The sequence below is a fragment of the Ruegeria sp. HKCCA0370 genome, assembly GCF_013033705.1.
GTDB lineage: Bacteria > Pseudomonadota > Alphaproteobacteria > Rhodobacterales > Rhodobacteraceae > Ruegeria.
Genome location: NZ_WQEP01000019.1, coordinates 1 through 26,234, shown reverse-complemented (window position 1 = coordinate 26,234; position 26,234 = coordinate 1). Strand labels below are relative to the sequence as shown.

The following is a 26,234-nucleotide window of genomic DNA, read 5'->3' as shown; positions in this document are numbered from 1 at the left end:
ACCGATCAAAGAAGATCAATCAAACTATACAGGAAAAGCTTCACCAGGACACAAATTGTTAGAGCGCAACCGTGAAGTCTTCTTCCAGCTCAAAGCCGCATACGCTGCTATTGGAAGGATTGCCCACTTTGAGCAGTGCGCTGCACTTTGCAAAGTCCGCTTTCTGCGCATTGCGACCGTTCGCATTAATTTTCGCTGATCCCACCCCCATTAATTAAACCCTCAATCCCACAAAAGTTAGTGGTACACTGCCTGGTTCTCTAAAGACTCAGCCCGGTGCAACATGCGAACGACATTGCGCAGGCTCAAATAATGGCCACGCTCATCCATGGAATGTTCGATTGCCCCCTCAATTGCGTCCGATGAATCCTTCGACAAGCCCATTCGGGCAGCTTGAAGGCGTGCAAATCCCTTCAATTGACAACTTGAGAGTGCTTGTAACTCGATCACCGTGCATCGGTTGACCAAAGGCTCTGGTACCCGAGAGACATCGTTGGCGGTCAATACCCACGAAATGTACGACATATCAAACTTGGTTCGGTAATACGGGCATTCCCAAGCAACAGCTGTCGCAGGTTCCAGAAAGCTTAGCAATGAATCCGAGAATGCGTGATGGGCACCACTGTCTGAAGTGCCTGATTGCGCTTTGCAGATTTCATCAACGACAATTAGTGGATTCCCAATGCGGTGCTGTAGGATCGTTTCAAGTGGCCTTCCTGGTTGTGCCGACGACCACCCCCTTTCCGTTCCCGCAACGCTGAAACCCACACCACCCAGGCTCGCATCAATCTCGCATCTGGGAACTTCAAGCAGCTCGGATAGCCTTCTGGCCCACACCGATTTACCAATTCCTGGCGGTCCACTCAGCAAAAGATTCGGCAACCGGATTGTACCTTTGGCACTAGCGATACGCCGCAACGCGTGCCAAACCTCATTGGTGGCGGCGGACATCCACGGCATTTCTTCATGTAATGCAGATACTGCCTCGTCCACCCAGTGCTCACCTCTCGGCTCCACCAAGCGAACCGCATTCATTAGTGGTCGCAGTCGTTGGATTTCTTTCTCTGAGAGATGCCCAAGACCTGAGGCTTCAGTCCTGTGTTGTAGAATGCACTGAACTCGATTTTTGATGCGCCGCTTGTCATCCCAAGTTAACAAGACACCTTCCGATAGTTCGCAAGCGACTTCATCGAAATCATCTCCACCTAGATCAGCCGAGTGTTCATCATCTCCGATGAGTTCTTTGGCCAGTCGCGTTTTGCGCAAATTTTTCAGATATTCAGTAAACCGGTGCGTAAGAGCACCTTTTTCCAAGTTGGGATCAGTGGCGAGTAGGAGTTTGATGGTCCTCATAGCAGTTCCCTCATCTATCCAGTGAGACAAACCGACCGATAACGTGCCAAGGAGAAGAGAATTGAGAAGCAGCCAACGGTCGGCCCTAACAGGGGCAGATCAGAAAAACCGTATGAGAAAGATATGCTGCGATGTCGTCATAGAATAAGACAGCCCTATCACCGGGTGCACGTCAATACCTTTGATTTATTGATGCTGACAAAGAAAGCGTCCGATTAGAAAATCAGACGCTTTCCCACCACTATGAAAACAAGGGGATTTTGATGCTTGGGCGACAAAGACCCTGTATTTGGGCGAAAAATACGCCGATTTGGGTCTCAATTGCTTGGTGCATCAACAGCGCCCCCCCCCGTCTCAGCCACATTTCGAATGCCCGCAGCTGCGGCAGGTCATGCAGCCCTCGATCATCACCATGTCATACTGGCCGCAGGACGGGCAGGCCTTGCCGCGGGGGGCGTCCATGTTGACCACCTGCGCCTGCGGGTCGGACTTCAGCCCCATCCCTTCGCCCTCGAGGAACCCGATCGCGATCATGTGCTGCTCGATTACGCCGCCGATCGCCGCCAGGATCGAAGGGATATACTTGCCCTGCACCCAGGCCCCGCCGCGCGGATCGAACACGGCCTTGAGCTCCTCGACCACGAAAGACACGTCACCACCGCGCCGGAACACGGCCGAGATCATCCGGGTCAAGGCCAGCGTCCAGGCGTAATGCTCCATGTTCTTCGAGTTGATGAACACCTCGAACGGACGCCGCCGGCCGCCGATGACGATGTCGTTGATGGTCAGATAGATCGCGTGTTCGCTGTCGGGCCATTTCAGCTTGTAGGTCGAACCCTCAAGCGATTGCGGCCGGTCCAGCGGTTCGGACATGTAGATGACATCGCCATGGGGTTGAAGCGGCTCAGAATCTGAACTTGCAATAACCTCTGGCGCGACTGAATCCCCGCCGATCAGAGATTCAACAGGCACCTGAAGCGCAGCAGCCACCTTCTGAATCGTCTCAACCCTAGGCGACAAAGACTTCCCCTTTACGATATCATAGACCGCCGTTGCGTTTAGACCGGCAGCCTCGGCAACTCGCTTCGCATTCGTATTTCGAAGCGCCAACGCGCTTTGAACTCGGTCCGCTACTGTCGCGCCTTCGAGTGAAATTGGAGTTGACGAAACACTCAACACACTCCCGGTCACGTCGTTCGGGCGATAGGTCGTGCAACCCTTGCAGCCCTGATCCCAGGCCTGCATATACACGTCCTTGAAAGCGTCGAACGAGATGTCCTCGGGGCAGTTGATCGTCTTAGAGATCGAGCTGTCGATCCATTTCTGCGCCGCGGCCTGCATCTTGACGTGCTCGGCCGGGGTCAGGGTCTGGGCGTTCACGAAATAGTCGGGCAGCTCGACATCGCCGAACTTGTCGCGCCACATCTGAACGGCATAGTCCACCACCTCTTCCTCGGTCCGCGAGCCGTCCTTCTGCAAAACCTTGCGCGTATAGGCATAGGCAAAGACCGGCTCGATCCCCGACGATACGTTCCCTGCGTACAAAGAGATCGTCCCAGTGGGCGCGATCGAGGTCAGCAGCGCGTTGCGGATGCCGTGTGCACGGATGGCTTCGCGGACATCGTCATCCATCTGCTGCATCGTGCCGCTGGTCAGGTATTTCTCGGCATCGAACAGGGGGAACGCCCCTTTTTCCTTGGCCAAGTCGACCGACGCCAGATACGCGGCGCGGGCGATCGCGTGCAACCAGCGCTCGGTCTGACGCGCCGCCTCGTCCGAGCCATAGCGCAGACCCAGCATCAACAGCGCATCCGCCAGTCCGGTCACGCCCAGCCCGATGCGGCGTTTGTCCTGCGCTTCAGCCTCTTGTTCGGCCAGTGGGAATTTTGACACATCAACGACATTGTCCATCATCCGGACAGCCGTGGCGACAAGTTCTTGCAGGGCCTCTTCATTCAAACGGGCTTTTGCCTCAAACGGTTCAACCACCAAACGCGCCAGATTGATCGAACCCAACAGGCAGGCGCCATAGGGCGGCAATGGCTGTTCGCCGCACGGGTTCGTGGCAGCGATTGTTTCAACATAGCTCAGGTTGTTGGCCTGGTTGATACGGTCGATGAAGATCACGCCCGGTTCGGCATAGTCATAGGTGGCCTGCATGATCCTGTTCCACAGATCACGCGCCTGAACCGTGTGATAGACCTTGCCGTCAAAGATCAGATCCCACGAGGCATCGGCCTTGACCGCTTCCATGAACGGATCGGTCACCAGAACCGACATGTTGAACATACGCAGGCGGGCCGGGTCAGATTTGGCGGTGATGAACTGTTCGATATCCGGGTGGTCACAGCGCATGGTCGCCATCATCGCGCCACGGCGCGAGCCCGCCGACATAATCGTGCGGCACATGGCATCCCAGACATCCATAAAGCTCAGCGGCCCCGACGCATCCGCCGCGACGCCTTTCACGTCAGCGCCACGCGGGCGGATGGTCGAGAAATCATAGCCGATCCCCCCGCCCTGCTGCATGGTCAAAGCGGCCTCTTTCAGCATGTCGAAAATGCCGCCCATGCTGTCGGGTACCGTACCCATGACAAAACAATTGAACAGGGTCACCTGACGCGCGGTGCCGGCACCTGCTGTGATCCGCCCGGCAGGCAGGTATTTGAAGTCTTCCAGCGCCTCATAGAATTTCTCTTCCCAGTGCCCCGGGTCGTTTTCCGCCCGCGCCAGATCACGGGCGATGCGCCGCCAACTGTCTTCAACCGTTTGATCGATGGGGGTGCCATCCGCCTGTTTAAAGCGGTACTTCATATCCCAGATCTGCTCGGCGATGGGGGCGGCAAAGCGGCTCATTGGTGATTCCCTGTGCTGAAAGAGGTATCCAGACTACCTCAAATCACATGCGCACCACAACACCTTGATGACAACTGGAACCAAGCTACAATATAAAGATGATCCTCGGGACGACTCTGTGGGAAAGCTGTGGATAATTACGTAAACCTCATAAAACTGTCCGTTGGTTCGGAAAGCGTCGACACGCTGATCGTCTGGCAGGACAGCTATCGCCAGCGGTTCGAAGATGGCCTTCCACGCCACGTCACCCGCATGTGGCCCAAGCGCGAAGCCGAAATTCTGAACGGCGGATCGATCTATTGGGTCATCAAGGGCGTAATCCAATGCCGCCAGCGGATCCTGCGGCTGGATGAAGTGATCGGAGACGATGGTATCCGCCGCTGTGCCATTGTGCTGGACCCCAAGTTGCACCGCACCCAGAACGCCCTGAAACGCCCGTTTCAGGGATGGCGTTATCTCAAGCCTGAAGATACTCCTGCCGATTTGCCCAAAAACCGCGAGCAGGACGATGCCCTGCCCGATGATCTGAACCGCGCCCTGGCGGAAATCGGGGTTCTGTAAAGGCCGGCACTAGACTATCTGCAATGTGATGCGTTGAGGATGCCAACAAAATCGCATAGAATGTTTACTTGATTTTATTAAGTTAACGAGGGCAATCTATGATGATTGGACAATTTCGAACAATCGTATTGGCGGCTGTATTTGTAGCAGGCGGAACAAGCGTTCTCGCCGCCCCAAAGGATGGAACCTATAGCCTGACCGTGCCGTCCAAAAATCCGTTCCCGGTTTCGGTCACAATTACCGGCGGCAACATTGCAGGCATCACGTCCTCAACGCTGCAAAATATCAACGGCGCCAGCGTTTCGGGGAACAGCAAAAAGCAATCCATCAGTTTCAACTTCGACAGCGCGAACTGCGGAGGCGGCAACACCGGCACCATGACATTCGACCTGAGAAAGAATGTCGTGTTCAAAAAATGGAAAGGGACGTGCGGGTCAAAACGTTTTGACATCAGCAAATCAGTGACCGCTGCCCCTGATTAAGTTTTGCTTACCCGGTCCATTACTTCCGCAAGCACCCGCTTGTCATCAGGCAAATAACTGGCCACCCGACTGCGCCACAGCGTAGCCTGCGATTGCAGGATCAGACCGTCCGAGAGGATCTTCAGGTGGTTCGCCCGCAGGGTCTCTCCGGTCGAGGTGATGTCGGCAATTGCTTCGGCGGTTTCATTCATCACCGTGCCTTCAGTCGCACCCTGACTGTCGACCAGCGTGTAATCGGCCACGCCCGCTTCTGTCAGGAATTCCCGAACCAGACGGTGGTATTTGGTGGCGATCCGCAGCCGGTGGCCATGGGTTTTGCGAAACGCAGCTGCTGCCGCGTCCAGATCATCAAGCGTATCGACATCGACCCAACATGCCGGGATTGCGATGATCAGATCGGCTTTGCCGAATCCAAGCTGCGAAACCTCTTCAACCTGCTGTTCCCAGCGCGGCAGTTTCTCGTGCACCAGATCGATCCCGGTGACGCCCAGATGAATCCGCCCCGCCGCCAGTTCACGCGGAATTTCCCCCGCCGACAACAGGATCAGAGAGACACCGTCGATCCCTTCGACCTTGCCCGCATATTCCCGGTCCGACCCGCTGCGTGACAAGGTGATGCCGCGTTTTTCGAACCACGAGAAGGTCTTTTCCATCAACCGGCCCTTCGACGGCACACCAAGTTTCAGGCTCATACAGCACCCTCCTCAATCTCCAGCATCAGGTCGGGGCGCAACACGCCGCCGACAGCCGGGATTTCGTCTCCACGGCCCAATTGCCGTGTCAGCGCGTCATAGCGCCCGCCCGTGGCGATCGGAGGCAGGTCAGGCCGACCTTCCGCGTAAAACCCAAAAACGAATCCATCGTAATATTCCATCGATGTCCGGCCATAGGCGGCCTCGAAATCCAACCGCTCGACATCGACTCCACGCGCTTGCAGCGCAGCCACGCGCGCTTCCAACCGGTCCAGAGCGGGCGTGATCTGGGGCAGATCCACCGCCACGTCGCGCAGCTGTTCCAGCGCAAATGGCATGGTCTCGCGCACATTCAGCAACGTTTCCAGTCCGGCCAGCTCATTGTCGGAAATCGGCGGCGTATCTCGGTCCTCGCGCAGGGCTTCGATGCGCGCTGCGATTTCGGCCTTGCGGCGCTTGCCGATCATAGGGGCATCAAAGGCCATCGGATCGGCAGCGTCCAGCAGCGCGGCGCGCTCTTCCGAGGGCGCCTTGCGACCTGCAAACCGATCCAGCAAGATACGGAATCGGCGCGGTCTCCACAGGTGCCGCATCAGGGCGGCCTTGCGGCGCTCGGTCGTGCGCAGCCCTTCGACCGCGGCGGTGAGGATACCGATATCCCCGGTTGCCGCGCGCAGTGGCAGCCCGCGCAACTGAAGCGCCATCAGCGAAAACACCTCGGCATCGGCCCCGGCCGGATCGTCACGGTCAAAGACCTCGTATCCCACCTGGATGTATTCATTGGCGCGGTCGGGGTCATGCTCCTGACGGCGGAACACCTCACCCGAATAGGTATAGCGCGCCGGTTCGGCCCCGTCGCGCATGTGCATCTGCACCACCGGTAGGGTGAAATCCGGGCGCAGCATCTGTTCGCCGCGCAGCGCGTCCGAGGTTACATAGGCGCGCGCGCGGATATCCTCGCCGTAGAGGTCCAGCAGCGTCTCGGCCGATTGCAGCAGCGGCGGGTCGACGACCTGCGCCCCGGCGGCCTCGAAGCGCACGCGCATCATCGCGGCCCGGGCCTGGATCTGGGATCGGTTGGGCATGGCTTAGTCCTGACTGTCCAGAATCTCGCGCACCTTGGCGACCAGATCGCTGCGCGGCACCTCGAACTGGCTGGGGCGTTCCTTCCATTCCTCGAGCGTGGCGCTTTCGGCAATCTTGGCCCCCAGGATCAGGTCCTTGATCTGCACGATGCCTTTGGCTTTTTCGTCGCCGCCCTCGATCACCGCAATCGGAGAATTCCGCTTGTCCGCATATTTCAGCTGGTTACCAAAATTCTTGGGATTGCCCAGATAGACCTCGGCCCGGATGCCGGCATTGCGCAGCTCGGCCACCATCGCCTGATAGTCGGCCATGCGGTCGCGGTCCATTACGGTCACGACCACAGGACCGGTGGCCTGAACGCTGATCCGGCCCTTTTCGCGCAGCGCTGCGAGCAGGCGATCAACGCCGATGGAGATGCCTGTCGCAGGCACTTCCTGCCCGGTAAAGCGCTTGACCAGATCGTCATAACGGCCGCCGCCCGAGACGGACCCGAACTGCCGCTTGCGGCCTTTCTCGTCAAAGATCTCGAAGGTCAGTTCGGCCTCATAGACTGGACCAGTATAATAACCCAGACCGCGCACGACCGAGGGATCGATCTGGATGCGATCAGCGCCATAGCCGCCCGCGGCCAGCAACTCGCCGATCTGTTCCAATTCCGCAATGCCTTCGGCGCCGATCTTGCTGTCACCTACGGCCGCGCGCAGATTGGCCAGCGTTCCGGCGGCTGCATCGGCCTTGGAGGTCAGGAAGGCGATCACCGGCTCGGCCTGATCTTCGGACAGGCCCACACCGTCGATGAACGCGCCCGAGATATCCAGCCGGCCCTTGGTCAGCAACTCGCGCACGCCCTGCTCACCCACCTTGTCGAACTTGTCGATGGTGCGCAGAACGTCGTCGCGCGCTGCCGCGTCCGCGCCTAGGCTCATGGCCTCGAGCACGCCGTTCAAAACCTTGCGGTTGTTGACCCGGACCAGATAATCGCCGCGAGGAATGCCCACGGTTTCCAGCGTATCCGACAGCATCGCGCAGATTTCGGCATCGGCGGCCATGCTGGCCGTCCCCACCGTATCCGCATCACACTGATAGAACTGACGGTACCGCCCCGGCCCCGGCTTTTCGTTGCGCCAGACCGGACCCATCGCATAGCGGCGATACGGCGTGGGCAGATCGTTGCGGTGCTGGGCATAGACCCGGGCCAATGGTGCTGTCAGATCATAGCGCAGCGCCATCCAATCGCCGTTGCCGCCATCGTCAAACTCCTGCCAGGCGAACACGCCTTCGTTCGGGCGATCCACGTCGGGCAGAAACTTGCCCAGCGCCTCGACGGTCTCGACCGCACTGCTTTCAAGCGCGTCGAACCCATAACGATGATACACGCCCGCAATCGTCCGCAGCATCTCGGTGCGCTGCGTGACTTCCTCGCCGAAATAGTCGCGGAACCCTTTCGGCGTGACGGCCTTGGGGCGGGGCTGTTTCTTGGGCTTGGCCATGTGGGGCGTCCTTGGGAGTGTCCTTGTTCCGCGCGCGGTCTATCCCATGGTCCGCATCGGGGCAAGGCGCGCTTTCTCTGGCCTTGGGCCGACTGTGTCGCTATGACCAGCGCAAGACAGGAGTCCCCCATGCAGCATCTGGAAGAAGAGATCGCACATCTGACCCGTACCGTGGACGAGCTGAACACGGTCGTCACCAGACAACAATCGGAAATCGACCGGCTGACCCAACGGGTTGAAATGCTGTTGCAGCGCGAAGCAGAACGGGCGCAGGAAGGTTCAGGCGGCGTTGTCTTTGGTGACGAACGACCGCCTCACTATTGATGAATTAAAGCCCAAGCGTCGATTTTACCGCGTTGTCCACAACGCCTCCCAACAGGGCGTTTTCGTCCCCGGTGCAGCCCTCTTTCAAGGCGGCCACAAATGTTTCTCTCAGAGCCGCCTTTTCCTCATCCGAAGTCGCGTGGGCTTCGATGTCAACCTGACGGTTGTAAAGCGAAAGGGCCGTCATCTTCCCAACGACGTCCAGAATGTACTCTTCGTTCCCATCAGCCTCTTCGATAACAGAGGTGCAGGTGTGATACATCAGCGGCAGCGCGTCCTGCATCATCTGTTCGGCTTCCTCGTCGGCAAGGGCCAATCCGGGCGCTGCAAGCATTAAAGCGGTGGCGGCTGGCTTAAGCAAATTCGTCCTCATCCGGGTGCTCCTCCGCTTACTTGGAATTCGCGCCGATCAGCGCACCGGCCACCGCTCCGGCGGCGGCACCTTTGCCGTCGCCGATCAGCGCGCCGACACCCGCGCCAATCACGGCGCCTTTGATCGTGTTTTCTTTTTTCTTGTCATCCGCCAGACCAGCTGAGGCCGAAACCAAAGCCAGCGTCGCTGCTGCGCCGAATAATATCTTTCTGAACTTGAGACCTGCTATTGTCATAACAACGCCCTCCTGTGGCATGACCTAAAGACATCTCTGTCAAGTCAGCCTAGCGGGGCACCAACAGTCTGGCAACAAAGCGGTATCATATCTCTTCGACGGTCATGACGCCTTCAAGGGATTTGATCGCGCCCTTGATCTGCGGGTTGATGGGGAATTCACGTCCCAGTTCCATCTCAACATCGCCGGGCAGGCTGGGGTCCAGCAACATGAACTGGACTGGTCCCCGTGCAGCCCCTTTCGCGGCAGAGGCGGCGTCTTCCAAAACCTTGGCCACCGTTGGTACGGCCTGTGCTTCGTCAACGTAAATTCGCAGCCCAGTTGCTCCGGCCTCGGCCACGAGGGAATCCGCAGGACCAACCGAGCGGCCCAGCAGCTTGAGCTGATCGGCTTCCATCGTTGCCTCGGCAGTCAGCACGACCTGCGCGCCGGTTTCCAAAAACTCGCGGCACTTCTCCAACGTGTCTGAAAACAGGGTGACCTCATAGGCGCCGGTGGGATCAGACATTTGAACGAAAGCAAAACGGTTGCCCTTGGCCGATTTCCGCTCCTGCCGCCCGGCGACAACCCCTGCCATCTTTGCGATGAGCGGACCAGACCGGGCCTTTTCCGTAACCTCATCCAGCGTCAGCACCTGTTTGCGCTTCAGCGCGGGCATGTAATCGTCCAGCGGATGCCCCGAGAGATAGAAGCCGATGGCCTTGAATTCTTCGCTGAGGCGCTCGGCCGGCAGCCAGTCGGGCGTCGGCGACAGGCGCGGTTCGGGCAGGTCGTCGCCTGCCTCACCGAACAGAGACACCTGATTGGAGTTTTTCTGTTCATGGATCGCCGCCGAATACTGTACCAGACGGTCAAGGCTTTCGAACACGCGGCGACGGTTCTTGTCGAGCTCATCAAAAGCGCCGGCACGCGCCAGCATTTCCAGCGGACGTTTACCGACCTTCTTCAGATCGACCCGGCGGGCAAAGTCAAAGAGGTTGACGAAAGGCTTGTCTCCCCTGCCCTTCACCACAAGGTTCATCGCCTCGACGCCGACATTCTTGAGCGCGCCCAGCGCATAGACCAGCTGACCATCCACCACGTCGAAGGTCGCCAGCGAGCGGTTCACGCAGGGCGGCACGTAAGGCAGGCCCAGCCCCTTGCGCACCTCTTCGAAATACACCGCCAGCTTGTCGGTCAGGTGGATATCGCAGTTCATGACCCCGGCCATGAACTCGACCGGGTGGTTCGCCTTGAGCCAGCCGGTCTGGTAGCTGACCACCGCGTAGGCCGCCGCGTGCGACTTGTTGAAGCCGTAGTTGGCGAATTTCTCCAGCAGGTCGAACACCTCGGAAGCCTTCTTGGCGTCTACGCCGTTCTTGGCTGCACCGGCCTCGAATTTCGGGCGTTCGGCGTCCATCGCCTCTTTGATCTTCTTGCCCATCGCGCGGCGCAGCAGGTCGGCGCCGCCAAGGCTGTATCCCGCCATGACCTGCGCGATCTGCATCACCTGCTCCTGATAGACGATGATGCCCTGCGTTTCTTCCAGGATATGATCGATCAGCGGGTGGACCGAGGTGATCTCGCGCTGGCCATTCTTGACCTCGCAATAGGTGGGGATGTTCTCCATCGGGCCGGGGCGGTAGAGCGCCACAAGCGCCACGATATCCTCGATGCAGGTGGGTTTCATGCGCTTGAGCGCGTCCATCATGCCCGAGCTTTCCACCTGGAACACCGCCACGGTCTTGGCTGCGGAATAAAGCTTGTACGTCGCCTCATCATCCAGCGGGATAGCGTTGATCTGGTTTTCAGCCCCCTCAGCGGGCTCATAAAGTTCGGTGCCATCGGCGGCGATGTGCAAGGGACGCCCGGATTTGAAAATTAGGTCCATTGCGTTCTGAATCACGGTCAGGGTCTTCAGACCCAGAAAGTCGAACTTTACCAGCCCGGCCTGTTCCACCCATTTCATGTTAAACTGGGTCGCAGGCATATCCGAGCGCGGATCCTGATAAAGCGGCACCAGCGCATCCAGCGGCCGGTCACCGATCACCACACCGGCCGCGTGGGTCGAGGCATTGCGCAACAGCCCCTCGACCTGCTGGCCATAGGTCAGCAGACGGTCAACAACCTCTTCATTCCGCGCCTCTTCGCGCAGACGCGGTTCGTCTTTCAACGCCTTTTCGATGGAAACAGGTTTCACCCCCTCAACCGGGATCATCTTGGACAGGCGGTCCACCTGCCCATATGGCATTTGAAGCACCCGCCCGATGTCGCGCACGGCGGCCTTGGACAAGAGCGCGCCGAAGGTGATGATCTGACCCACTTTGTCGCGGCCGTATTTCTGCTGCACGTAACGGATCACCTCTTCGCGGCGGTCCATGCAAAAGTCGATGTCGAAGTCGGGCATCGACACCCGCTCGGGGTTCAGGAAGCGTTCGAACAGCAGGCTGTAGCGCAGCGGGTCAAGATCGGTGATCGTCAGCGCATAGGCCACCAGTGAACCCGCGCCCGAGCCCCGCCCCGGCCCGACCGGAATGTCGTGATCCTTGGCCCATTGAATGAAATCCGCGACGATCAGAAAGTAGCCGGGGAAACCCATGCTTTCGATGATGCCCAGTTCGAAATCCAGACGTTCCTGGTATTCCTCGGGCGTCACCGCATGCGGGATCACGGCCAGACGTTTCTGCAAGCCCTCATTGGCGATGCGCCGCAGCTCGGCCACCTCGTCATCCGCGAATTTCGGCAGGATCGGGTCGCGCCGATAGGCCATGAACGCGCAGCGTCTGGCGATCTCGACGGTGTTTTCGATGGCCTCGGGCAGGTCCGCGAACAGGGTCGCCATCTCTTGTTGCGACTTGAAATAGTGCTGAGCCGTCAGCCGACGGCGGCCTTCCTGCTGGTCGACATAGGCCCCTTCCGATATGCAGATCAACGCGTCATGAGCTTCGTACATGTCCGGCGTCGGGAAATAGACGTCATTCGTGGCGACCAGCGGCAGGTCCTTGGCATAGGCCATCTCGACATGGCCGCGTTCAGTCAGGCGCTCGGCCTCGGGTTGGCCATCTTCACCCGGATGGCGCTGAAGCTCGATATAAAACCGGTTGGGGAACATTGCCGCCAGCCGATCGACCAACGCTTCGGCCGCCGGGCGCTGACCCTGTTGCAGCAGCATTCCGACCGGGCCGTCCGGTCCACCGGACAGGCAGATCAACCCTTCAGACCGGTCGGCCAGTTCTTCCAAAGTGACCTGAGGCAGTTGCCCGCCCTTGTCCACGTAGAGACACGTGCTGAGTTTCATCAGGTTTTCGTACCCGGTCTCGGACTGCGCCAGCAGCACCAGAGGCGCGGGCGTCTTTGGCTTCTCGCCCGGCTGGGCCTGGACATAGGTCAGATCGACCTGGCACCCCATGATCGGCTGTACCCCGGCGCCGCTTGCGGTGACCGAGAATTCCAGCGCCGAAAACATCGAATTGGTATCCGTCACGGCGACCGCCGGCATTTCCATCTTCTCGCACAGGCCCGGCAGCTTTTTCAGCCGCACGGCGCCTTCCAGAAGGGAGTATTCAGTGTGAACGCGGAGGTGGATGAATCGTGGAGAACTGCTCATGACGCCCAAGCTACCCCAGCCGGCTGCGCGGCAAAAGGCTGAACCGCGTTACGTTTGCCGCAAAAGAAATCGCCATTGATTATTCGGCTTTTTCAGAAGGTGCTTCGGGATTGACTGGGCGTCGCAATCAAAAACCGCTTTATTTACAAGCGGCTGCCCATTAATCAGAAAAGACGGTCACAGGCCGTATACGTCTAATGGTGTATAACAGAGGCGGTTTTTCTTGCCAGACAAGCCGCGCTGTTTCTAACATCTCATGGCAAGCAATTCGCCCGCCACTCTTTCTACGTCGCATCGAAGGAGGGCCACAAGGGCGCAACCGGGTAAGGCGACGGGTTTCTCGAATGAACATCGCGTTTCTTCTGAACGGAGAGACAGTGGAGTTGGCTGATATCGATCCGACAGCCACCCTGCTGGATTGGCTGCGCGAAGATCGCGGCCTGACCGGCACCAAGGAAGGCTGCAACGAAGGCGATTGCGGGGCTTGCACCGTGATGGTGACGGATGACCAAGGCGCCAAGGCCCTGAACTCGTGCATTCTGTTTCTGCCACAACTGCATGGCAAAGCGGTGCGCACGGTCGAAGGTGCCAGCGGCCCGAATGGCGAAGCGCACCCGGTTCAGCAGGCAATGGTTGATCTGCACGGCTCGCAATGCGGCTTCTGCACACCCGGTTTCGTCATGTCGATGGTGGCCGGGCACACGAATGGCGCAACGGACCATGACACTTTGCTTGCAGGCAACCTGTGCCGCTGCACCGGCTATGCGCCGATCGTTCGCGCAGCGAAAGCGGCCGAGGAACAGCCCGTTCCGGTTTGGGTCAAAGATAAACCACCTGCAACGATTGCCGCTTCGCGCATGCTGCCAACCTCATCCGACGAATTGGCCGCCGTGTATGCCGAGAACCCGAATGCGACTCTGGTCGCTGGTGCGACCGATGTGGGCCTTTGGGTCACAAAACAACTGCGTGAACTTGACCCGGTGATCTTCCTCAACCGATGTGACGATCTGAAAGAGATCACGATCACCGACGATGAAGTCAGCTTTGGTGCCATGGTCGACATGAATCGCATGGCAGATGCATTGGTCGATCTGCATCCGTCCTATGCCGAGATGATCCGACGCTATGCCAGCGTTCAGGTTCGCCATGCGGCCACGGTCGGAGGCAACATCGCCAACGGTTCGCCCATCGGGGACAACCCGCCTGCGCTGATCGCATTGAACGCGACACTGCACCTGCGCAAGGGCGACGAGCGGCGGTCGATCCCGCTGGAAGAGTTCTTCATCGACTACGGCAAACAGGATCGGGTTCCGGGCGAGTTTGTGGAAGCCGTCAGCTTCCCCCGCCAGCCAGATCGCCTGAAGGCTTACAAGCTCAGCAAACGGTTCGATCAGGATATCTCGGCCGTCTGCGGCTGTTTCAACATAACCGTTTCGGAGGGCAGCGTCACACAGGCGCGCATCGCCTATGGTGGCATGGCTGCTGTTCCGAAACGGGCAACCCATGTCGAGGCCGCTTTGATCGGCAAACCGTGGACGCGCAAGACCGTTGACGCCGCGCTGCCATCGTTTGCCGACGACTTTTCGCCACTCACGGATATGCGCGCCTCGGCCCTGTATCGACTGGAAACCGCCAAGGCGATGCTGCAACGGTATTTCCTGGAAGATCAGGGCGAGATCACCAATGTGCTGGAGGTGTCGGCATGAGTGTGACGCAAGCCCTGCCCCACGACGCCGCCCCTTTGCACGTTTCGGGCGCGGCGCGGTACGTGGATGACATCCCGACACCCAAGGGCACGCTGCACCTGGCCTTTGGCCTGAGTCCGATCGCCAAGGGCAAGATCACCGCAATGGATCTGTCGGCTGTCAAAGACGCCGAGGGTGTCGTGATGGTCATGACGGCAGAGGATCTGCCGTTTGCCAACGATGTCTCGCCCTCGATCCACGATGAGCCGCTGCTGTCGGACGGCACGGTGCATTATATCGGTCAGCCCGTGTTCCTGGTCGTTGCCACCAGCCATCTGGCCGCCCGCAAAGCGGCGCGATTGGGCAAGGTCGACTATGCCGAGGAAACGCCGATCCTGACGATCGAAGAAGCGCTGGCTGCCAACAGCCGGTTTGAAGATGGTCCACGCATCTATGCCAAGGGCGATGCGGATGCGGCCATTGCCAGTGCGCCGCATGTGATCGAAGGTTCGTTTGAATTGGGCGGGCAGGAGCATTTCTATCTGGAAGGTCAGGCCGCGCTGGCCGTGCCGAATGAAGGTGCGGATATGCTGGTGCACAGCTCGACCCAGCACCCGACCGAGATTCAGCACAAAGTGGCCGACGCTCTGGGTGTTCCGATGCACGCCGTCCGGGTCGAGACCCGCCGCATGGGCGGAGGGTTTGGCGGCAAGGAAAGTCAGGGCAACGCTTTGGCAGTGGCCTGCGCCGTGGCCGCCCGCGCAACCGGCAAGGCCTGCAAGATGCGCTATGACCGTGACGATGACATGATCATCACGGGCAAACGCCACGCTTTCCGCATTTCGTACAAGGCCGGGTTCGATGAGCATGGCCATATACAGGGCGTCTCATTCCTCCACTATGCGATCTGCGGCTGGGCGCAGGACCTGTCCTTGCCCGTGGCCGACCGGGCGATGCTGCACTCGGACAACGCCTACCTTTTGCCGAACGCCCGGATCGAAAGCCACCGGTTGAAGACCAACACACAATCTGCCACCGCATATCGCGGGTTCGGCGGCCCGCAGGGCATGGTCGGCATCGAACGGGTCATGGACCATGCCGCGCATGCGCTGGGTTTGGATCCCGTCGAGCTGCGCCGCCGGAATTACTATGCACCCGCGCACGCTGTGGCCGAGAGCACACCGACAGAAAAACCACTTGGGCATCCCGATCCGCACGAAGACCTGACCAGCCGCGGCGCCGTTGAAATGGGTGACGCACCGGTGCGTCCTCTGCCCGCCGGCGGCAACACCACACCCTATGGGATGGAGGTCAGCGATTTCGAACTGCACGGCATGACCGAGGCGTTGCTGAAATCCAGCGACTATGCCGCGCGCAAGACGGCTGTCGCGAAATGGAATGCCGAGAACAGTGTAATCAAAAAAGGCATCGCCTTTTCGCCGGTCAAGTTTGGTATCTCGTTCACGCTGACCCACCTCAATCAGGCGGGTGCGCTGGTGCATGTCTATCAGGACGGATCAGTCCACCTGAATCACGGCGGCACCGAGATGGGCCAGGGCCTGTTCCAGAAGGTCGCACAGGTCGCCGCGTCGCGCTTTGGCATACCGCTGGAGATGGTGAAAATCACCGCAACCGACACGGCGAAAGTACCGAACACGTCTGCGACGGCGGCATCTTCGGGCAGTGACCTGAACGGCATGGCGGTCAAGGCCGCTTGCGACACGATCCGCGACCGGATGGCCGCCTATTTTGCGGAACGTCATCAGGCCGATCCATCGACGGTCACGTTCTCGGATGGGCAGGTCTCGGTCTCAGAAGAGCGCTACACCTTCGCCGAAGCCGCCGCACTGGCCTATCAGGGGCGCGTCAGCCTGTCGGCGACCGGGTTCTACAAGACGCCCAAGATCGAGTGGGACCGGATCGCCGGGCGCGGTCGCCCCTTCTTCTACTTTGCCTACGGTGCTTCCGTTACCGAGGTGGCGGTGGACACTCTGACCGGTGAAAACCGCATTCTGCGAACGGATATCCTACATGACGCGGGCGCGTCGCTGAACCCAGCTTTGGACATAGGTCAGGTTGAGGGCGGCTATGTACAGGGTGCAGGGTGGCTGACGACCGAAGAGCTGGTCTGGGATGACACGGGCAACCTGCGCACGCACGCGCCCTCGACCTACAAGATTCCGGCCTGCTCGGACCGGCCGGACATCTTCAACGTCACGCTTTGGGATGGCGAAAACCGCGAGGACACCATCTATCGTTCGAAAGCTGTGGGCGAGCCACCTTTCATGCTGGGGATCTCGGCCTGGCTGGCGCTGTCGAACGCCGTTGCCGCCTGCGGAGACAGATACCCGGCCCTGAACGCTCCGGCCACGGCCGAAGAGGTTTGGCGCGGGGTCCAGAGGATGAAGGGAGGCATCTGATGGGATTTGACCTTGAGGCTTTGAGGGAGGCGGTCAAAACCCACGGGAAAGTGGTTCGGGTGGTCATCGCCGGGATCAAAGGGTCGTCCCCGCGCGAGGTGGGTGCTGCGATGCTGGTCTGGAAAGACGGGCAAAGCGGAACCATCGGTGGTGGTACGCTGGAATACCAGGCCGCGGAGGCCGCACGATCGCAAACAGTCGCCACGCGCCTGACGCATCACACGCTGGGACCGGACATGGGCCAATGTTGTGGCGGAGCAGTCTCGTTGTTCAGCGAAGTCTATGATCTCACGAAGGTTGAAACGCTGGATGATACGATCATTGCAAGATCAACATCCGGTGGCGCCATGCCTCTTTCGGTCAAGCGAGTGCTGGCGGCAGCACGCAGTCAGGGTATCGCACCCGAACCACGCCTGATCGACGGCTGGATGATCGAACCGGTGCATAAACCGGCACGAAACCTGTGGATCTGGGGCGCAGGTCACGTCGGACGGGCGCTGGTGGATGTTCTGTCCCCCCTGCCCGATCTTGCGATCACTTGGGTCGATACCGGCCCCGAGCGCTTTCCGGACGTGATTCCTGCAGGCTTGACCGATCTGCCAGCGACGAAACCAGCCGAACTTGTGCGACATGCACCGCCCAATGCCGAGCACCTTGTGCTGACTTATTCACACAATCTGGATTTAGAACTGTGCAACAGGCTGCTTTTGCACGATTTCCGCTTTGCGGGGCTGATCGGCTCGGCTACCAAATGGGCGCGGTTCCGATCGCGGCTGGCGGCTCTTGGGCATCCGCCCGACCGGATAAGCCGGATTACCTGCCCGATTGGTGACCCGTCGCTGGGCAAACACCCGCAGATGATCGCCGTGGGCGTCGCAGCGCAACTGCTGCGCCCGGCCCGGCAGAATGAGTTGAAGAAGGACCTGAGCGCGTGACCACTCCATTGCTGAGCCTGCAAGGGTTGACCAAAGCCTATCCCGGTGTCGTTGCCAATGATCAGGTGTCCTTTGACATCGGAGAGGGCGAAGTTCACGCCCTGTTGGGGGAAAACGGGGCCGGAAAATCCACGCTGGTCAAGATGATCTATGGGCTGGTGAAACCTGACAGTGGTACCATGCTGTTGCGCGGTCAGCCTTTTGCCCCGCCTGAACCCCGCTCCGCACGGGCCGACGGGATTGCGATGGTGTTCCAGCATTTTTCGCTGTTTGACGCGCTGAACGTGGCCGAGAACATCGCCTTGGGGATGGAAAACCCGCCCGCCATGGGTGATCTGGCCTCGCGCATCCGCGAAGTGTCGGAAACCTACGGCCTGCCGCTGGATCCGTTCCGCACAGTCGGCGATCTGTCCGCCGGGGAACGCCAGCGTGTTGAAATTATCCGTTGCCTTCTGCAAGACCCGAAACTGCTGATCATGGACGAACCGACCTCGGTACTGACCCCGCAGGAGGTCGAAATCCTGTTCGAAACACTGAACAAGTTGCGGTCCGAAGGCACGTCGATCCTGTATATCTCGCACAAGCTGGAAGAGATTCGGACCCTGTGTGATCACGCCACGATCCTGCGTCTGGGCAAGAATGTGGGCGAGTGTGTCCCCGCTGAGACCTCGGCCCGCGACATGGCCGAACTGATGGTGGGAACGGCCCTGCAAACCCCTGAACGTTCGGGGCGTGAATTTGGCGCAGTGACGCTGGATGTCAGCGGGCTGTCGGTGCCTTCTCCGTCAGAATTCGGCACCGCATTGCGCAACGTGCATTTGACCGTCCGCAAGGGCGAGGTTCTGGGCATTGGCGGCGTTGCGGGCAACGGGCAGGATGAATTGCTGGGCGTTCTGTCCGGTGAAATCCTGACATCTGCCGACGCGATCAAGTTCAACGGTCAGGCGATCGGCAAGCTGGGCCCGACCGCACGACGCAAACTTGGCGTGTTGACCGCGCCCGAAGAGCGGCTGGGCCATGCCGCCGCCCCGAACATGAGCCTGACCGAAAACGCCCTGTTGACGGGGTCCGTTCGAGAGGGTCTGGAAAGCAACGGCTTTCTGAAATGGGCCGAGACCAAGAGCTTTGCGGAGAAGATCATCGAGATTTTTGACGTCCGGACACCAGGCCCGGACAACGCGGCGCGGTCCTTGTCCGGGGGGAACCTGCAGAAATTCGTGATCGGACGCGAAGTGCTGCAAAACCCGGATGTGCTGGTGGTGAACCAGCCAACCTGGGGCGTGGATGCTGCGGCGGCCGCGTCGATCCGGCAGGCAATCCTCGACCTGGCGGCAAAGGGAACGGCAGTTGTCTGCATCTCTCAGGATCTGGATGAGTTGATGGAAATCTCGGACAGCTTTGCTGCGCTGAACGAGGGCCGCCTGAGCGCGCCACGTCCGACAACCGGACTGACAGTGGACGAAATCGGGCTGATGATGGGCGGTGCCCACGGAATGGAGGTGGCGCATGTGTGATCTGTTGGGCCGCCTTCGGCGAGAGTATTTGAGAAAAGATGAAGAAGTCAGGGGAACGAGCTGATGATTGTGCTGGAGAAACGTCCTCAGCCTTCCAGGGTCTGGTCTTATGCGACACCGTTGGTTGCAGTTTTGGCGACGATGTTTTTTGGCGGAGTACTGTTCGCCATTCTGGGCAAGAATCCGGTTGAGGCCATCGGCACCATCTTCTGGGAACCTCTTTTTGGTGAATTCGCCTTTTATTACCGCCCGCAGCTGCTGGTGAAAGGCGCTCCGCTGGTGCTTATCGCCATCGGTCTGTCGCTGGGCTTTCGTGCAGGCATCTGGAACATCGGGGCCGAGGGACAGTATATAATGGGCGCCATCTTCGGGGCGGGTGCCGGGCTGGCCTTTTACCCTTTGGATGCCTTCTATATCTTTCCGATCATGGTGATTGCCGGCGCCTTCGGCGGCTGGTTGTGGGCCATGATCCCCGCCTTCCTGAAGGTGCGTTTCGGCACCAACGAGATTCTCGTCTCGTTGATGCTGGTCTATGTGGCCGAGCAGATGCTGGCCTCGGTTTCTCTGGGTTTGCTGAAGAACCCCGAAGGGTTCGGCTTTCCGGGGTCCCGCAATCTGCAATCCTATGACAGTGCGCACAATGCCGAACTGATCGCCGGATCCGGCATGCACTGGGGTGTTGTAACCGCGTTGATCGCAGTGATCTTTGCCTATGTCCTGCTGAACCGGCACATGCTGGGCTTTCACATCCGCCTGACCGGTGAAGCACCGCGCGCCGCGAAATTTGCGGGTGTGAACCCGGCCCGGTTGATCCTGTTCTGTCTGGGTCTGTCCGGCGCGCTTGCAGGACTTGCAGGCATGTTCGAGGTTTCCGGCCCTTCAGGCGTTGTCAGCATCGATTTCAACGTGGGCTACGGTTTCACTGCCATCATCGTGGCCTTTTTGGGCCGTCTGCACCCTGTGGGCATTCTGCTGGCCGGTGGACTGATGGCGCTGACCTATATCGGCGGTGAAATCGCGCAGTCGCAGCTGGGCCTGCCTGCCGCTGCCATTCAGGTGTTCCAGGGCATGCTGCTGTTCTTCCTGCTGGCCTTCGACCTATTGACCAACTACCGCATCCGTGCGGCCCGTAACGAGGTGGCGTGACCCATGGACCTTGGTGAAATCAATCCCGTACTTCTGGTCGCTTCACTGATGGTGGCCGCGACCCCCTTGCTGCTGGCCGCGATCGGAGAGCTGGTCGTTGAGAAAGCAGGCGTTCTGAACCTCGGCGTCGAAGGCATGATGATTGTCGGTGCGATCAGCGGCTTCGCGATTTCGGTCGAGACCGGCTCGCCCTGGCTGGGCTTTGTTGCTGCCGCGATCGGCGGCGCTGTTCTATCGCTGCTGTTCGTCTTGCTGACGCAGTTTGCGCTGGCCAATCAGGTGGCCAGTGGTCTGGCGCTGACCCTGTTTGGTCTGGGGTTCAGCGCGTTGATGGGGCAAAGCTATGTGGGGATCAAACCCCCCAGTATGGGCGACATCCATATTCCGCTGATCAGCGATATTCCGGTTGTCGGTCCGATCCTGTTTCAACATGACCCGATCCTGTATGTCGGTATCGCGATCACGGCGGCCGTCTGGGCGGTGCTGAAATTCACCCGTCTTGGTCTGATCTTGCGGGCAGTCGGTGAAAACCACGATGCCGCGCATGCGCTGGGCTACAAGGTGATCAAGATCCGCATTCTGGCCATCATGTTCGGCGGCGCCTGCGCTGGTCTGGGCGGGGCCTATATCAGCCTGATCCGCGTGCCGCAGTGGACCGAGGGCATGACCGCCGGTGTCGGCTGGATCGCATTGGCCCTTGTTGTCTTTGCAAGCTGGAAGCCGTGGCGTGTCCTGCTGGGTGCCTATTTGTTCGGCGGCATTACCGTGTTGCAGCTTAATTTGCAGGCAGCGGGCGTTGCCATTCCCGTCGAGTATCTGGCAATGTCGCCCTATATCATCACGATCCTTGTGCTTGTGATCCTTTCGGCCGACAAGAGCAGCGCACCTGCCTCGCTGGGCCGGACCTTCCATGCCTCACACTAGGGGCCAACAGTACCAACTTGGGGAGTAACACATGAAATTCACTACACTTCTGACGAGCGCCGCCATGGCGCTGGGTCTGACCTCGGGGGCCATGGCCGAAGACAAGACCAAGGTCGGTTTCGTCTATGTCGGCCCGGTCGGCGATGGCGGCTGGACCTATGAACATGACAAGGGCCGGCAGGCCGTTGAAAAAGAGTTTGGCGACAAGGTTGAAACCGTATTCGTTGAATCCGTTCCCGAAGGCCCGGATGCCGAGCGTGTGATGACTCAGATGGCGCTGGAAGGCGCGGATCTGATCTTTACCACCTCGTTTGGCTACATGGACCCGACCATCAACGTGGCCAAGAAATTCCCGGACGTGAAGTTCGAGCACGCAACCGGCTATAAAACCGCCGACAACGTCTCGGTCTACTCGGCCCGTTTCTACGAAGGTCGCGCGGTTCAGGGCCACATCGCCGGTAAAATGACCAAGTCGAACATCATCGGTTATATCGGCTCCTACCCGATCCCCGAGGTGATCCGCGGCATCAACTCGGCCTATATCCACGCCAAGAAGGTGAACCCGGATGTCGAGTTCAAGATCGTCTGGGCCTACACGTGGTTCGACCCGGCGAAAGAAGCTGACGCCGCCACTGTTTTGATCGAACAGGGCGCGGACGTAATCCTGCAACACACCGATTCGACAGCGCCGCAAGCAGCAGCGCAAGAGGCCGGCAATGTGATCACCTTCGGTCAGGCGTCGGACATGAGCGAGTACGCACCGCTTCCGCGTGTGTCATCGATCATCGACAACTGGGCCCCCTATTACATCGCTCGGACAAAAGCGGTAATGGACGGGACCTGGACGTCTTCCAACACCTGGGACGGTATCGGAGCAGGAATGGTTGAAATCGGCGAGATTTCGGATGCCGTTCCCGCAGATGTCAAGGAAGAGGCTCTGGCCCTGAAGGCGGCGCTTGCAGATGGCAGCTATCACGCGTTCACCGGTCCGCTGAAGAAGCAGGACGGCAGCGACTGGCTGGCTGAAGGCGAAACCGCTGACGACGGCACGCTGGCGGGCATGAACTTCTATGTTGAAGGGCTGGAAGGCGAAATTCCGCAGTAAGCTGTATCGTCAAGGAACGGAAAGGGCCCGCAATCCGTGTGCGGGCCCTTTTTTGTGCTGTGCGCACCTGAAGTGCCGAACAACGAATGAGTTTACCTGGTCAGCGCAATCAAGCTCAGATCCATCACACCCTGCCCTGTCTTTGCCACCCCACCACGCTGAGACAGGCAAACAAGACTGCGGCGACGCAAACAATTGATGGCCCTGCCGGAGTATCGAACACATAAGCTGCCCGTAACCCCACAATCGAGGACATCGCGCCTATTGCTGCCGCTATCAACGCCATTGATTCGGGCGATCGGGCCAGATTTCGTGCCGCCGCCGCGGGAATGATCAGCATCGCCGCGATCAGCAACACCCCCACGACCTTGATCGCAACAGCCACGGTCACCGCCAGAGACAGAGTCAGGATCAACTGTTCCCGCCTCGGGTCGAACCCACTGGCATAGGCCAGTTCCTCGTTCAATGTAGCCGTCAAAAGCTGAGCCCATCGCCAGGCGATCAGCGCCACGACTAGCGCCGCGCCGCCCCAGATCACAAGCAGATCCGAACGGGATACCGCAAGAATATCGCCGAACAGATATGCCATCAAATCAATGCGGACGCCGGACAAAAACGAAACGGCAACCAGACCGAAAGCCAAGGCGGAATGCGCCAGGACCCCCAGCAGCGTGTCCATCGCATAGCCACGACCCGCCAACAAAGTGACCGTCAGCGCCATAATCAACGCAACAGCCAGCGCACCGGTGAAGATCGACATCTGAAAGGTCAGTGACAGGGCCACGCCCAGAATCGCGGCATGTGCGGTTGCGTCACCGAAATACGCCATGCGACGCCACACCACGAAACATCCAAGAGGTGCGGCCGCAAACGCAACGCCAATACCTGCAAGCGTTGCACGCATCATGAAATCGTCCAGCATCATTCCGCCGCTTCCTGAGGATTTGCATCATGGTCGTGATGGTGATCATGCTCATGCCGGTACAGGGCAAGCGCTCCGCCTGTTCCCGTTCCGAACAAGGCCCGGTATTCCGGTGCCGAAGCGACCACCGCCGGCGATCCTTCACAGCATACATGGCCGTTCAGACAAATCACCCGGTCCGAGGCGCTCATGACCACGTGCAATTCGTGACTGATCATCAGAATTGCACATCCGGTTTCGCGGCGCACGGCCTCAATCTGCTGATAGAAACTCGCCGATCCGCGCTGGTCCAGCCCCTGGGTTGCCTCATCCAGCAGCAGAAGGTCAGGCTGGTTGATCAGCGCCCGCGCCAGCAACACACGCTGAAACTGCCCGCCGGACAGTTGCGACATCTGACGTTTCAACAGATCCGGGACGCCCGCTTTTTCCAATGCCTCGACGCACTGACGGCCAGAGACACGGTCTGTCAGTCGCATGAATCGCTCGACCGAGATTGGCAAGGTGGGATCCACGTGCAGTTTCTGCGGCACGTACCCGATCTTCAATCCGGGTTTCAGCGATACATGCCCGGCACTTGGCCTGGTCGCACCGATGATGGCGCGCAACAGGCTGGTTTTGCCCGACCCGTTCGGCCCGACGATGGTGACGATCTCGCCGGGTTCGACAGCCATGTCCACATGGCTCAGAACAGTGTTTGAACCATAGCGAACACTGAGATTCTCGACAGAGACGAGCGTCATTTTCAGGCCTTTTCGGTGCAGTCGGGGCAAAGTCCCTCGGCTTCTACAACCGTTCGCTCGATCTCGAAACCCGCTGCGCGCGCAGCGGCACCCAGAACACCTTTGGCCGGCGTGGACTGCGCCTCGGCAACGGCATCGCACTTTCTGCAAATCATGAATGCCGGCGAATGCGACGCGCCGGGATGAGAGCAGGCAACGAATGCATTCAGCCGCTCGATCTTGTGAACGAAGCCGTTTTGAACAAGGAAATCAAGCGCCCGATAGGCGACCGGAGGTTGAGATCCGAACCCTTCCTCTCGCAGGCGGTCAAGAATTGCATAGGCACCAAGGGCCCGATGCTCTTGCAGCAGCATTTCCAAGACCTTGCGGCGAACCGGCGTCAGGCGCAGCCCCTCGCCCTTGCAGCGCGCCTCGGCAGATACCAACGCAGTTTTGACGCAACTCTGATGGTCATGCTCCTGAAACCCGACCGGGGCCGCCTCATCGACAGAGACAGGGTTCGTATCGCTTGTCATGTTATTTCATATCATGTATTGCCACTCGTAACGTTATAAAATCACACAGAGGGTCTGATGTCCAGAAAGCTTCTTCCAGTTTCGATCACGGTTGCATTGATGGGAGGAACGGCCATCGCGGACGTTCCGAACGTCGCGGTCGACATCGCACCGATCCACTCACTCGTTTCCCGGGTTATGGACGGCGTCGGAACACCGGCCCTGATCGTCGCACCCGGTGCCTCGCCCCATGAATACAACCTGCGCCCGTCCGAGGCGGCCGCATTGCAGGATGCCGATCTGGTGTTCTGGGTAGGAGAAGACCTGACACCTTGGATGGAAAGTGCCATCGAAACCCTTGCCGACAGTGCGACGGTCACGTCCCTTCTTGACGCGGATGGTACGGTTCTTCTGGAGTTCCGCGAAAGCGCTGTTTTCGAGGCACACGATCACGGCGGCGAAGACGAACATGATCATGATGATGACCACGAGCATGATCACGACGACCACGCCAAGGATGATGATCACGATCACGAAGAACATGCCGATCAAGACAAGCATGATGAGCATCATGATCACGCGCATGGCGCGCACGACCCACATGCGTGGCTTTCACCGGCAAATGCAGAAACCTGGCTGAATCTGATCGCCGCGCAGCTGTCGTCTGCCGACCCGGACAATGCAGGTGCATATTTTGCCAATGCCGCAGCCGCGCGCGCTGAAATGGCCGCGCTGTCTGAACAAGTGGCCGAGACGCTTGGACCGGTACGCGGAGGAAGCTTCGTCGTGTTCCACGACGCCTACCAGTATTTCGAGGATGCATTTGACTTTCCGGCCGCAGGTGCGATTTCCATCGCCGACGCCTCGGACCCGAGCCCGGCTCGTATCGCCGAAATTCAAACCCGTATCCGCGAAGAAGGTATCAACTGCGTTCTCGCCGAGCCGCAATTCAACCCCGGTATCGTCAAAACCGTGCTAGACGGGACCGAGGCGAAAACTGGCGTAATCGATCCGCTGGGCTCTGATCTGGAACCCGGAGCCGGTCTCTACCCGCAAGTTATTCTCAACATGGCAAAAACTCTGGCCGAGTGTCTCTGACCCTGTCGCAAGCCCGGATCAGTTTGAGAAACTGGCCGGGTTCAACCTTCCAGAAGACAGTGAGCCTCCCCAACTGAACGGGTCCACCGTTATGTTTAGGAAACGGAGGACTGAGAATGGCAAACAAGCGACCGAAGCCCGAAGAGATTGTCTCGAAGTTACGGCAGGTTGAAGTTCTGATGGGGAAGGGATGTCCCGTCTTGATGCGATCAG

22 protein-coding genes are annotated in these 26,234 nt (G+C 59.3%); 11 read left to right on the top strand and 11 right to left on the bottom strand.

The annotated features are described in order from the left end of the window. Positions 1-237 precede the first annotated feature (237 nt). Both GOW31_RS21360 and GOW31_RS21355 read right to left on the bottom strand, forming a co-directional pair. Positions 238-1,353, bottom strand: a complete 1,116-nt coding sequence (locus GOW31_RS21360; protein WP_171172732.1) for an AAA family ATPase — start codon at positions 1,351-1,353, stop codon at positions 238-240. Between the two features lie 354 nt (positions 1,354-1,707). After that, positions 1,708-4,209: an adenosylcobalamin-dependent ribonucleoside-diphosphate reductase gene (locus tag GOW31_RS21355; RefSeq protein ID WP_171172731.1), complete on the bottom strand. Its 2,502-nt coding sequence runs from the start codon at positions 4,207-4,209 to the stop codon at positions 1,708-1,710. Positions 4,210-4,338: 129 nt separating this feature from the next. Here GOW31_RS21355 and GOW31_RS21350 point away from each other — a divergent pair, with 129 nt between their 5' ends. Beyond that, complete coding sequence (locus GOW31_RS21350) at positions 4,339-4,770, top strand: DUF1489 domain-containing protein (protein ID WP_171172730.1); 432 nt, start codon at positions 4,339-4,341, stop codon at positions 4,768-4,770. Positions 4,771-4,868: 98 nt separating this feature from the next. After that, the gene (locus GOW31_RS21345) at positions 4,869-5,252 is read left to right on the top strand and encodes a hypothetical protein (RefSeq protein WP_171119090.1); all 384 of its coding nucleotides are present in this window, start codon (positions 4,869-4,871) and stop codon (positions 5,250-5,252) included. Here GOW31_RS21345 and hisG read toward each other — a convergent pair. Genes hisG through hisS form a run of 3 tightly spaced genes read right to left on the bottom strand, consistent with a single transcriptional unit; the run spans position 5,249 to position 8,520 of the window. Next, positions 5,249-5,944 carry an ATP phosphoribosyltransferase gene (hisG, locus tag GOW31_RS21340; protein ID WP_171172729.1) on the bottom strand — a complete coding sequence of 232 codons (696 nt, stop codon included), beginning with the start codon at positions 5,942-5,944 and terminating at the stop codon, positions 5,249-5,251. The genes GOW31_RS21345 and hisG overlap by 4 nt on opposite strands. Then, positions 5,941-7,029 carry an ATP phosphoribosyltransferase regulatory subunit gene (locus tag GOW31_RS21335; RefSeq protein WP_171172728.1) on the bottom strand — a complete coding sequence of 363 codons (1,089 nt, stop codon included), beginning with the start codon at positions 7,027-7,029 and terminating at the stop codon, positions 5,941-5,943. Before GOW31_RS21335 ends, hisG begins: the two co-directional genes overlap by 4 nt. A 3-nt stretch (positions 7,030-7,032) precedes the next feature. Then, positions 7,033-8,520: a histidine--tRNA ligase gene (gene hisS / locus GOW31_RS21330; RefSeq protein ID WP_171172727.1), complete on the bottom strand. Its 1,488-nt coding sequence runs from the start codon at positions 8,518-8,520 to the stop codon at positions 7,033-7,035. A 129-nt stretch (positions 8,521-8,649) separates the two neighbouring features. On the opposite strand from hisS, the gene GOW31_RS21325 reads away from it, so the two are divergent. Continuing rightward, complete coding sequence (locus tag GOW31_RS21325; protein WP_152460143.1) at positions 8,650-8,844, top strand: SlyX family protein; 195 nt, start codon at positions 8,650-8,652, stop codon at positions 8,842-8,844. Between the two features lie 4 nt (positions 8,845-8,848). Here GOW31_RS21325 and GOW31_RS21320 read toward each other — a convergent pair whose 3' ends face one another. The 3 genes from GOW31_RS21320 to dnaE form a co-directional block, all read right to left on the bottom strand. Continuing rightward, entirely contained in the window at positions 8,849-9,217 is a 369-nt protein-coding gene (locus tag GOW31_RS21320) for a hypothetical protein (RefSeq protein WP_253283557.1), read from the bottom strand. A 16-nt stretch (positions 9,218-9,233) separates the two neighbouring features. After that, entirely contained in the window at positions 9,234-9,452 is a 219-nt protein-coding gene (locus GOW31_RS21315) for a hypothetical protein (protein ID WP_171172726.1), read from the bottom strand. Positions 9,453-9,537: 85 nt separating this feature from the next. Further along, complete coding sequence (gene dnaE / locus GOW31_RS21310) at positions 9,538-13,038, bottom strand: DNA polymerase III subunit alpha (protein ID WP_171172725.1); 3,501 nt, start codon at positions 13,036-13,038, stop codon at positions 9,538-9,540. Between the two features lie 344 nt (positions 13,039-13,382). On the opposite strand from dnaE, the gene xdhA reads away from it, so the two are divergent. The 7 genes from xdhA (at position 13,383) to GOW31_RS21275 (ending at position 22,767) form a co-directional block, all read left to right on the top strand. Then, on the top strand, positions 13,383-14,744 hold the full coding sequence (gene xdhA, locus GOW31_RS21305) for a xanthine dehydrogenase small subunit (protein WP_171172724.1): 1,362 nt from the start codon (positions 13,383-13,385) through the stop codon (positions 14,742-14,744). Next, complete coding sequence (gene xdhB / locus GOW31_RS21300) at positions 14,741-17,143, top strand: xanthine dehydrogenase molybdopterin binding subunit (RefSeq protein ID WP_171172723.1); 2,403 nt, start codon at positions 14,741-14,743, stop codon at positions 17,141-17,143. The genes xdhA and xdhB overlap by 4 nt, the downstream gene beginning before the upstream one ends. Next, positions 17,143-18,078, top strand: coding sequence for a xanthine dehydrogenase accessory protein XdhC (gene xdhC / locus GOW31_RS21295; RefSeq protein WP_171172722.1), 936 nt, complete (start codon positions 17,143-17,145; stop codon positions 18,076-18,078). Before xdhB ends, xdhC begins: the two co-directional genes overlap by 1 nt. After that, the gene (locus tag GOW31_RS21290; RefSeq protein WP_171172721.1) at positions 18,075-19,592 is read left to right on the top strand and encodes an ABC transporter ATP-binding protein; all 1,518 of its coding nucleotides are present in this window, start codon (positions 18,075-18,077) and stop codon (positions 19,590-19,592) included. The genes xdhC and GOW31_RS21290 overlap by 4 nt, the downstream gene beginning before the upstream one ends. A gap of 63 nt (positions 19,593-19,655) precedes the next feature. Then, complete coding sequence (locus GOW31_RS21285) at positions 19,656-20,738, top strand: ABC transporter permease (protein WP_152460136.1); 1,083 nt, start codon at positions 19,656-19,658, stop codon at positions 20,736-20,738. A gap of 3 nt (positions 20,739-20,741) precedes the next feature. Further along, positions 20,742-21,662 carry an ABC transporter permease gene (locus GOW31_RS21280; RefSeq protein WP_152460135.1) on the top strand — a complete coding sequence of 307 codons (921 nt, stop codon included), beginning with the start codon at positions 20,742-20,744 and terminating at the stop codon, positions 21,660-21,662. Between the two features lie 31 nt (positions 21,663-21,693). Beyond that, complete coding sequence (locus GOW31_RS21275; protein WP_171119066.1) at positions 21,694-22,767, top strand: BMP family ABC transporter substrate-binding protein; 1,074 nt, start codon at positions 21,694-21,696, stop codon at positions 22,765-22,767. A gap of 124 nt (positions 22,768-22,891) precedes the next feature. Here GOW31_RS21275 and GOW31_RS21270 read toward each other — a convergent pair whose 3' ends face one another. Genes GOW31_RS21270 through GOW31_RS21260 form a run of 3 tightly spaced genes read right to left on the bottom strand, consistent with a single transcriptional unit; the run spans position 22,892 to position 24,944 of the window. Further along, positions 22,892-23,689 (bottom strand): metal ABC transporter permease, encoded by a 798-nt coding sequence (locus tag GOW31_RS21270; RefSeq protein ID WP_171172736.1) that lies wholly within the window; start codon positions 23,687-23,689, stop codon positions 22,892-22,894. After that, positions 23,689-24,429 (bottom strand): metal ABC transporter ATP-binding protein, encoded by a 741-nt coding sequence (locus GOW31_RS21265; protein ID WP_152460133.1) that lies wholly within the window; start codon positions 24,427-24,429, stop codon positions 23,689-23,691. The genes GOW31_RS21270 and GOW31_RS21265 overlap by 1 nt, the downstream gene beginning before the upstream one ends. Positions 24,430-24,431: 2 nt before the next feature. Next, entirely contained in the window at positions 24,432-24,944 is a 513-nt protein-coding gene (locus GOW31_RS21260) for a Fur family transcriptional regulator (protein WP_171119062.1), read from the bottom strand. 57 nt (positions 24,945-25,001) lie between these two features. Here GOW31_RS21260 and GOW31_RS21255 point away from each other — a divergent pair, with 57 nt between their 5' ends. Beyond that, entirely contained in the window at positions 25,002-26,021 is a 1,020-nt protein-coding gene (locus GOW31_RS21255) for a zinc ABC transporter substrate-binding protein (protein WP_171172720.1), read from the top strand. The last annotated feature ends 213 nt before the right edge of the window (positions 26,022-26,234 follow it).

Coding starts and splice junctions, on each gene's coding strand:
- GOW31_RS21360 (WP_171172732.1), bottom strand. CDS start 1,353: ATGAGGACCATCAAACTCCTACTCGCCACTGATCCCAACTTGGAAAAA.
- GOW31_RS21355 (WP_171172731.1), bottom strand. CDS start 4,209: ATGAGCCGCTTTGCCGCCCCCATCGCCGAGCAGATCTGGGATATGAAG.
- GOW31_RS21345 (WP_171119090.1), top strand. CDS start 4,869: ATGATGATTGGACAATTTCGAACAATCGTATTGGCGGCTGTATTTGTA.
- hisG (WP_171172729.1), bottom strand. CDS start 5,944: ATGAGCCTGAAACTTGGTGTGCCGTCGAAGGGCCGGTTGATGGAAAAG.
- GOW31_RS21335 (WP_171172728.1), bottom strand. CDS start 7,029: ATGCCCAACCGATCCCAGATCCAGGCCCGGGCCGCGATGATGCGCGTG.
- hisS (WP_171172727.1), bottom strand. CDS start 8,520: ATGGCCAAGCCCAAGAAACAGCCCCGCCCCAAGGCCGTCACGCCGAAA.
- GOW31_RS21325 (WP_152460143.1), top strand. CDS start 8,650: ATGCAGCATCTGGAAGAAGAGATCGCACATCTGACCCGTACCGTGGAC.
- GOW31_RS21320 (WP_253283557.1), bottom strand. CDS start 9,217: ATGAGGACGAATTTGCTTAAGCCAGCCGCCACCGCTTTAATGCTTGCA.
- GOW31_RS21315 (WP_171172726.1), bottom strand. CDS start 9,452: ATGACAATAGCAGGTCTCAAGTTCAGAAAGATATTATTCGGCGCAGCA.
- dnaE (WP_171172725.1), bottom strand. CDS start 13,038: ATGAGCAGTTCTCCACGATTCATCCACCTCCGCGTTCACACTGAATAC.
- xdhA (WP_171172724.1), top strand. CDS start 13,383: ATGAACATCGCGTTTCTTCTGAACGGAGAGACAGTGGAGTTGGCTGAT.
- xdhB (WP_171172723.1), top strand. CDS start 14,741: ATGAGTGTGACGCAAGCCCTGCCCCACGACGCCGCCCCTTTGCACGTT.
- xdhC (WP_171172722.1), top strand. CDS start 17,143: ATGGGATTTGACCTTGAGGCTTTGAGGGAGGCGGTCAAAACCCACGGG.
- GOW31_RS21285 (WP_152460136.1), top strand. CDS start 19,656: ATGATTGTGCTGGAGAAACGTCCTCAGCCTTCCAGGGTCTGGTCTTAT.
- GOW31_RS21280 (WP_152460135.1), top strand. CDS start 20,742: ATGGACCTTGGTGAAATCAATCCCGTACTTCTGGTCGCTTCACTGATG.
- GOW31_RS21275 (WP_171119066.1), top strand. CDS start 21,694: ATGAAATTCACTACACTTCTGACGAGCGCCGCCATGGCGCTGGGTCTG.
- GOW31_RS21270 (WP_171172736.1), bottom strand. CDS start 23,689: ATGCTGGACGATTTCATGATGCGTGCAACGCTTGCAGGTATTGGCGTT.
- GOW31_RS21265 (WP_152460133.1), bottom strand. CDS start 24,429: ATGACGCTCGTCTCTGTCGAGAATCTCAGTGTTCGCTATGGTTCAAAC.
- GOW31_RS21260 (WP_171119062.1), bottom strand. CDS start 24,944: ATGACAAGCGATACGAACCCTGTCTCTGTCGATGAGGCGGCCCCGGTC.
- GOW31_RS21255 (WP_171172720.1), top strand. CDS start 25,002: ATGTCCAGAAAGCTTCTTCCAGTTTCGATCACGGTTGCATTGATGGGA.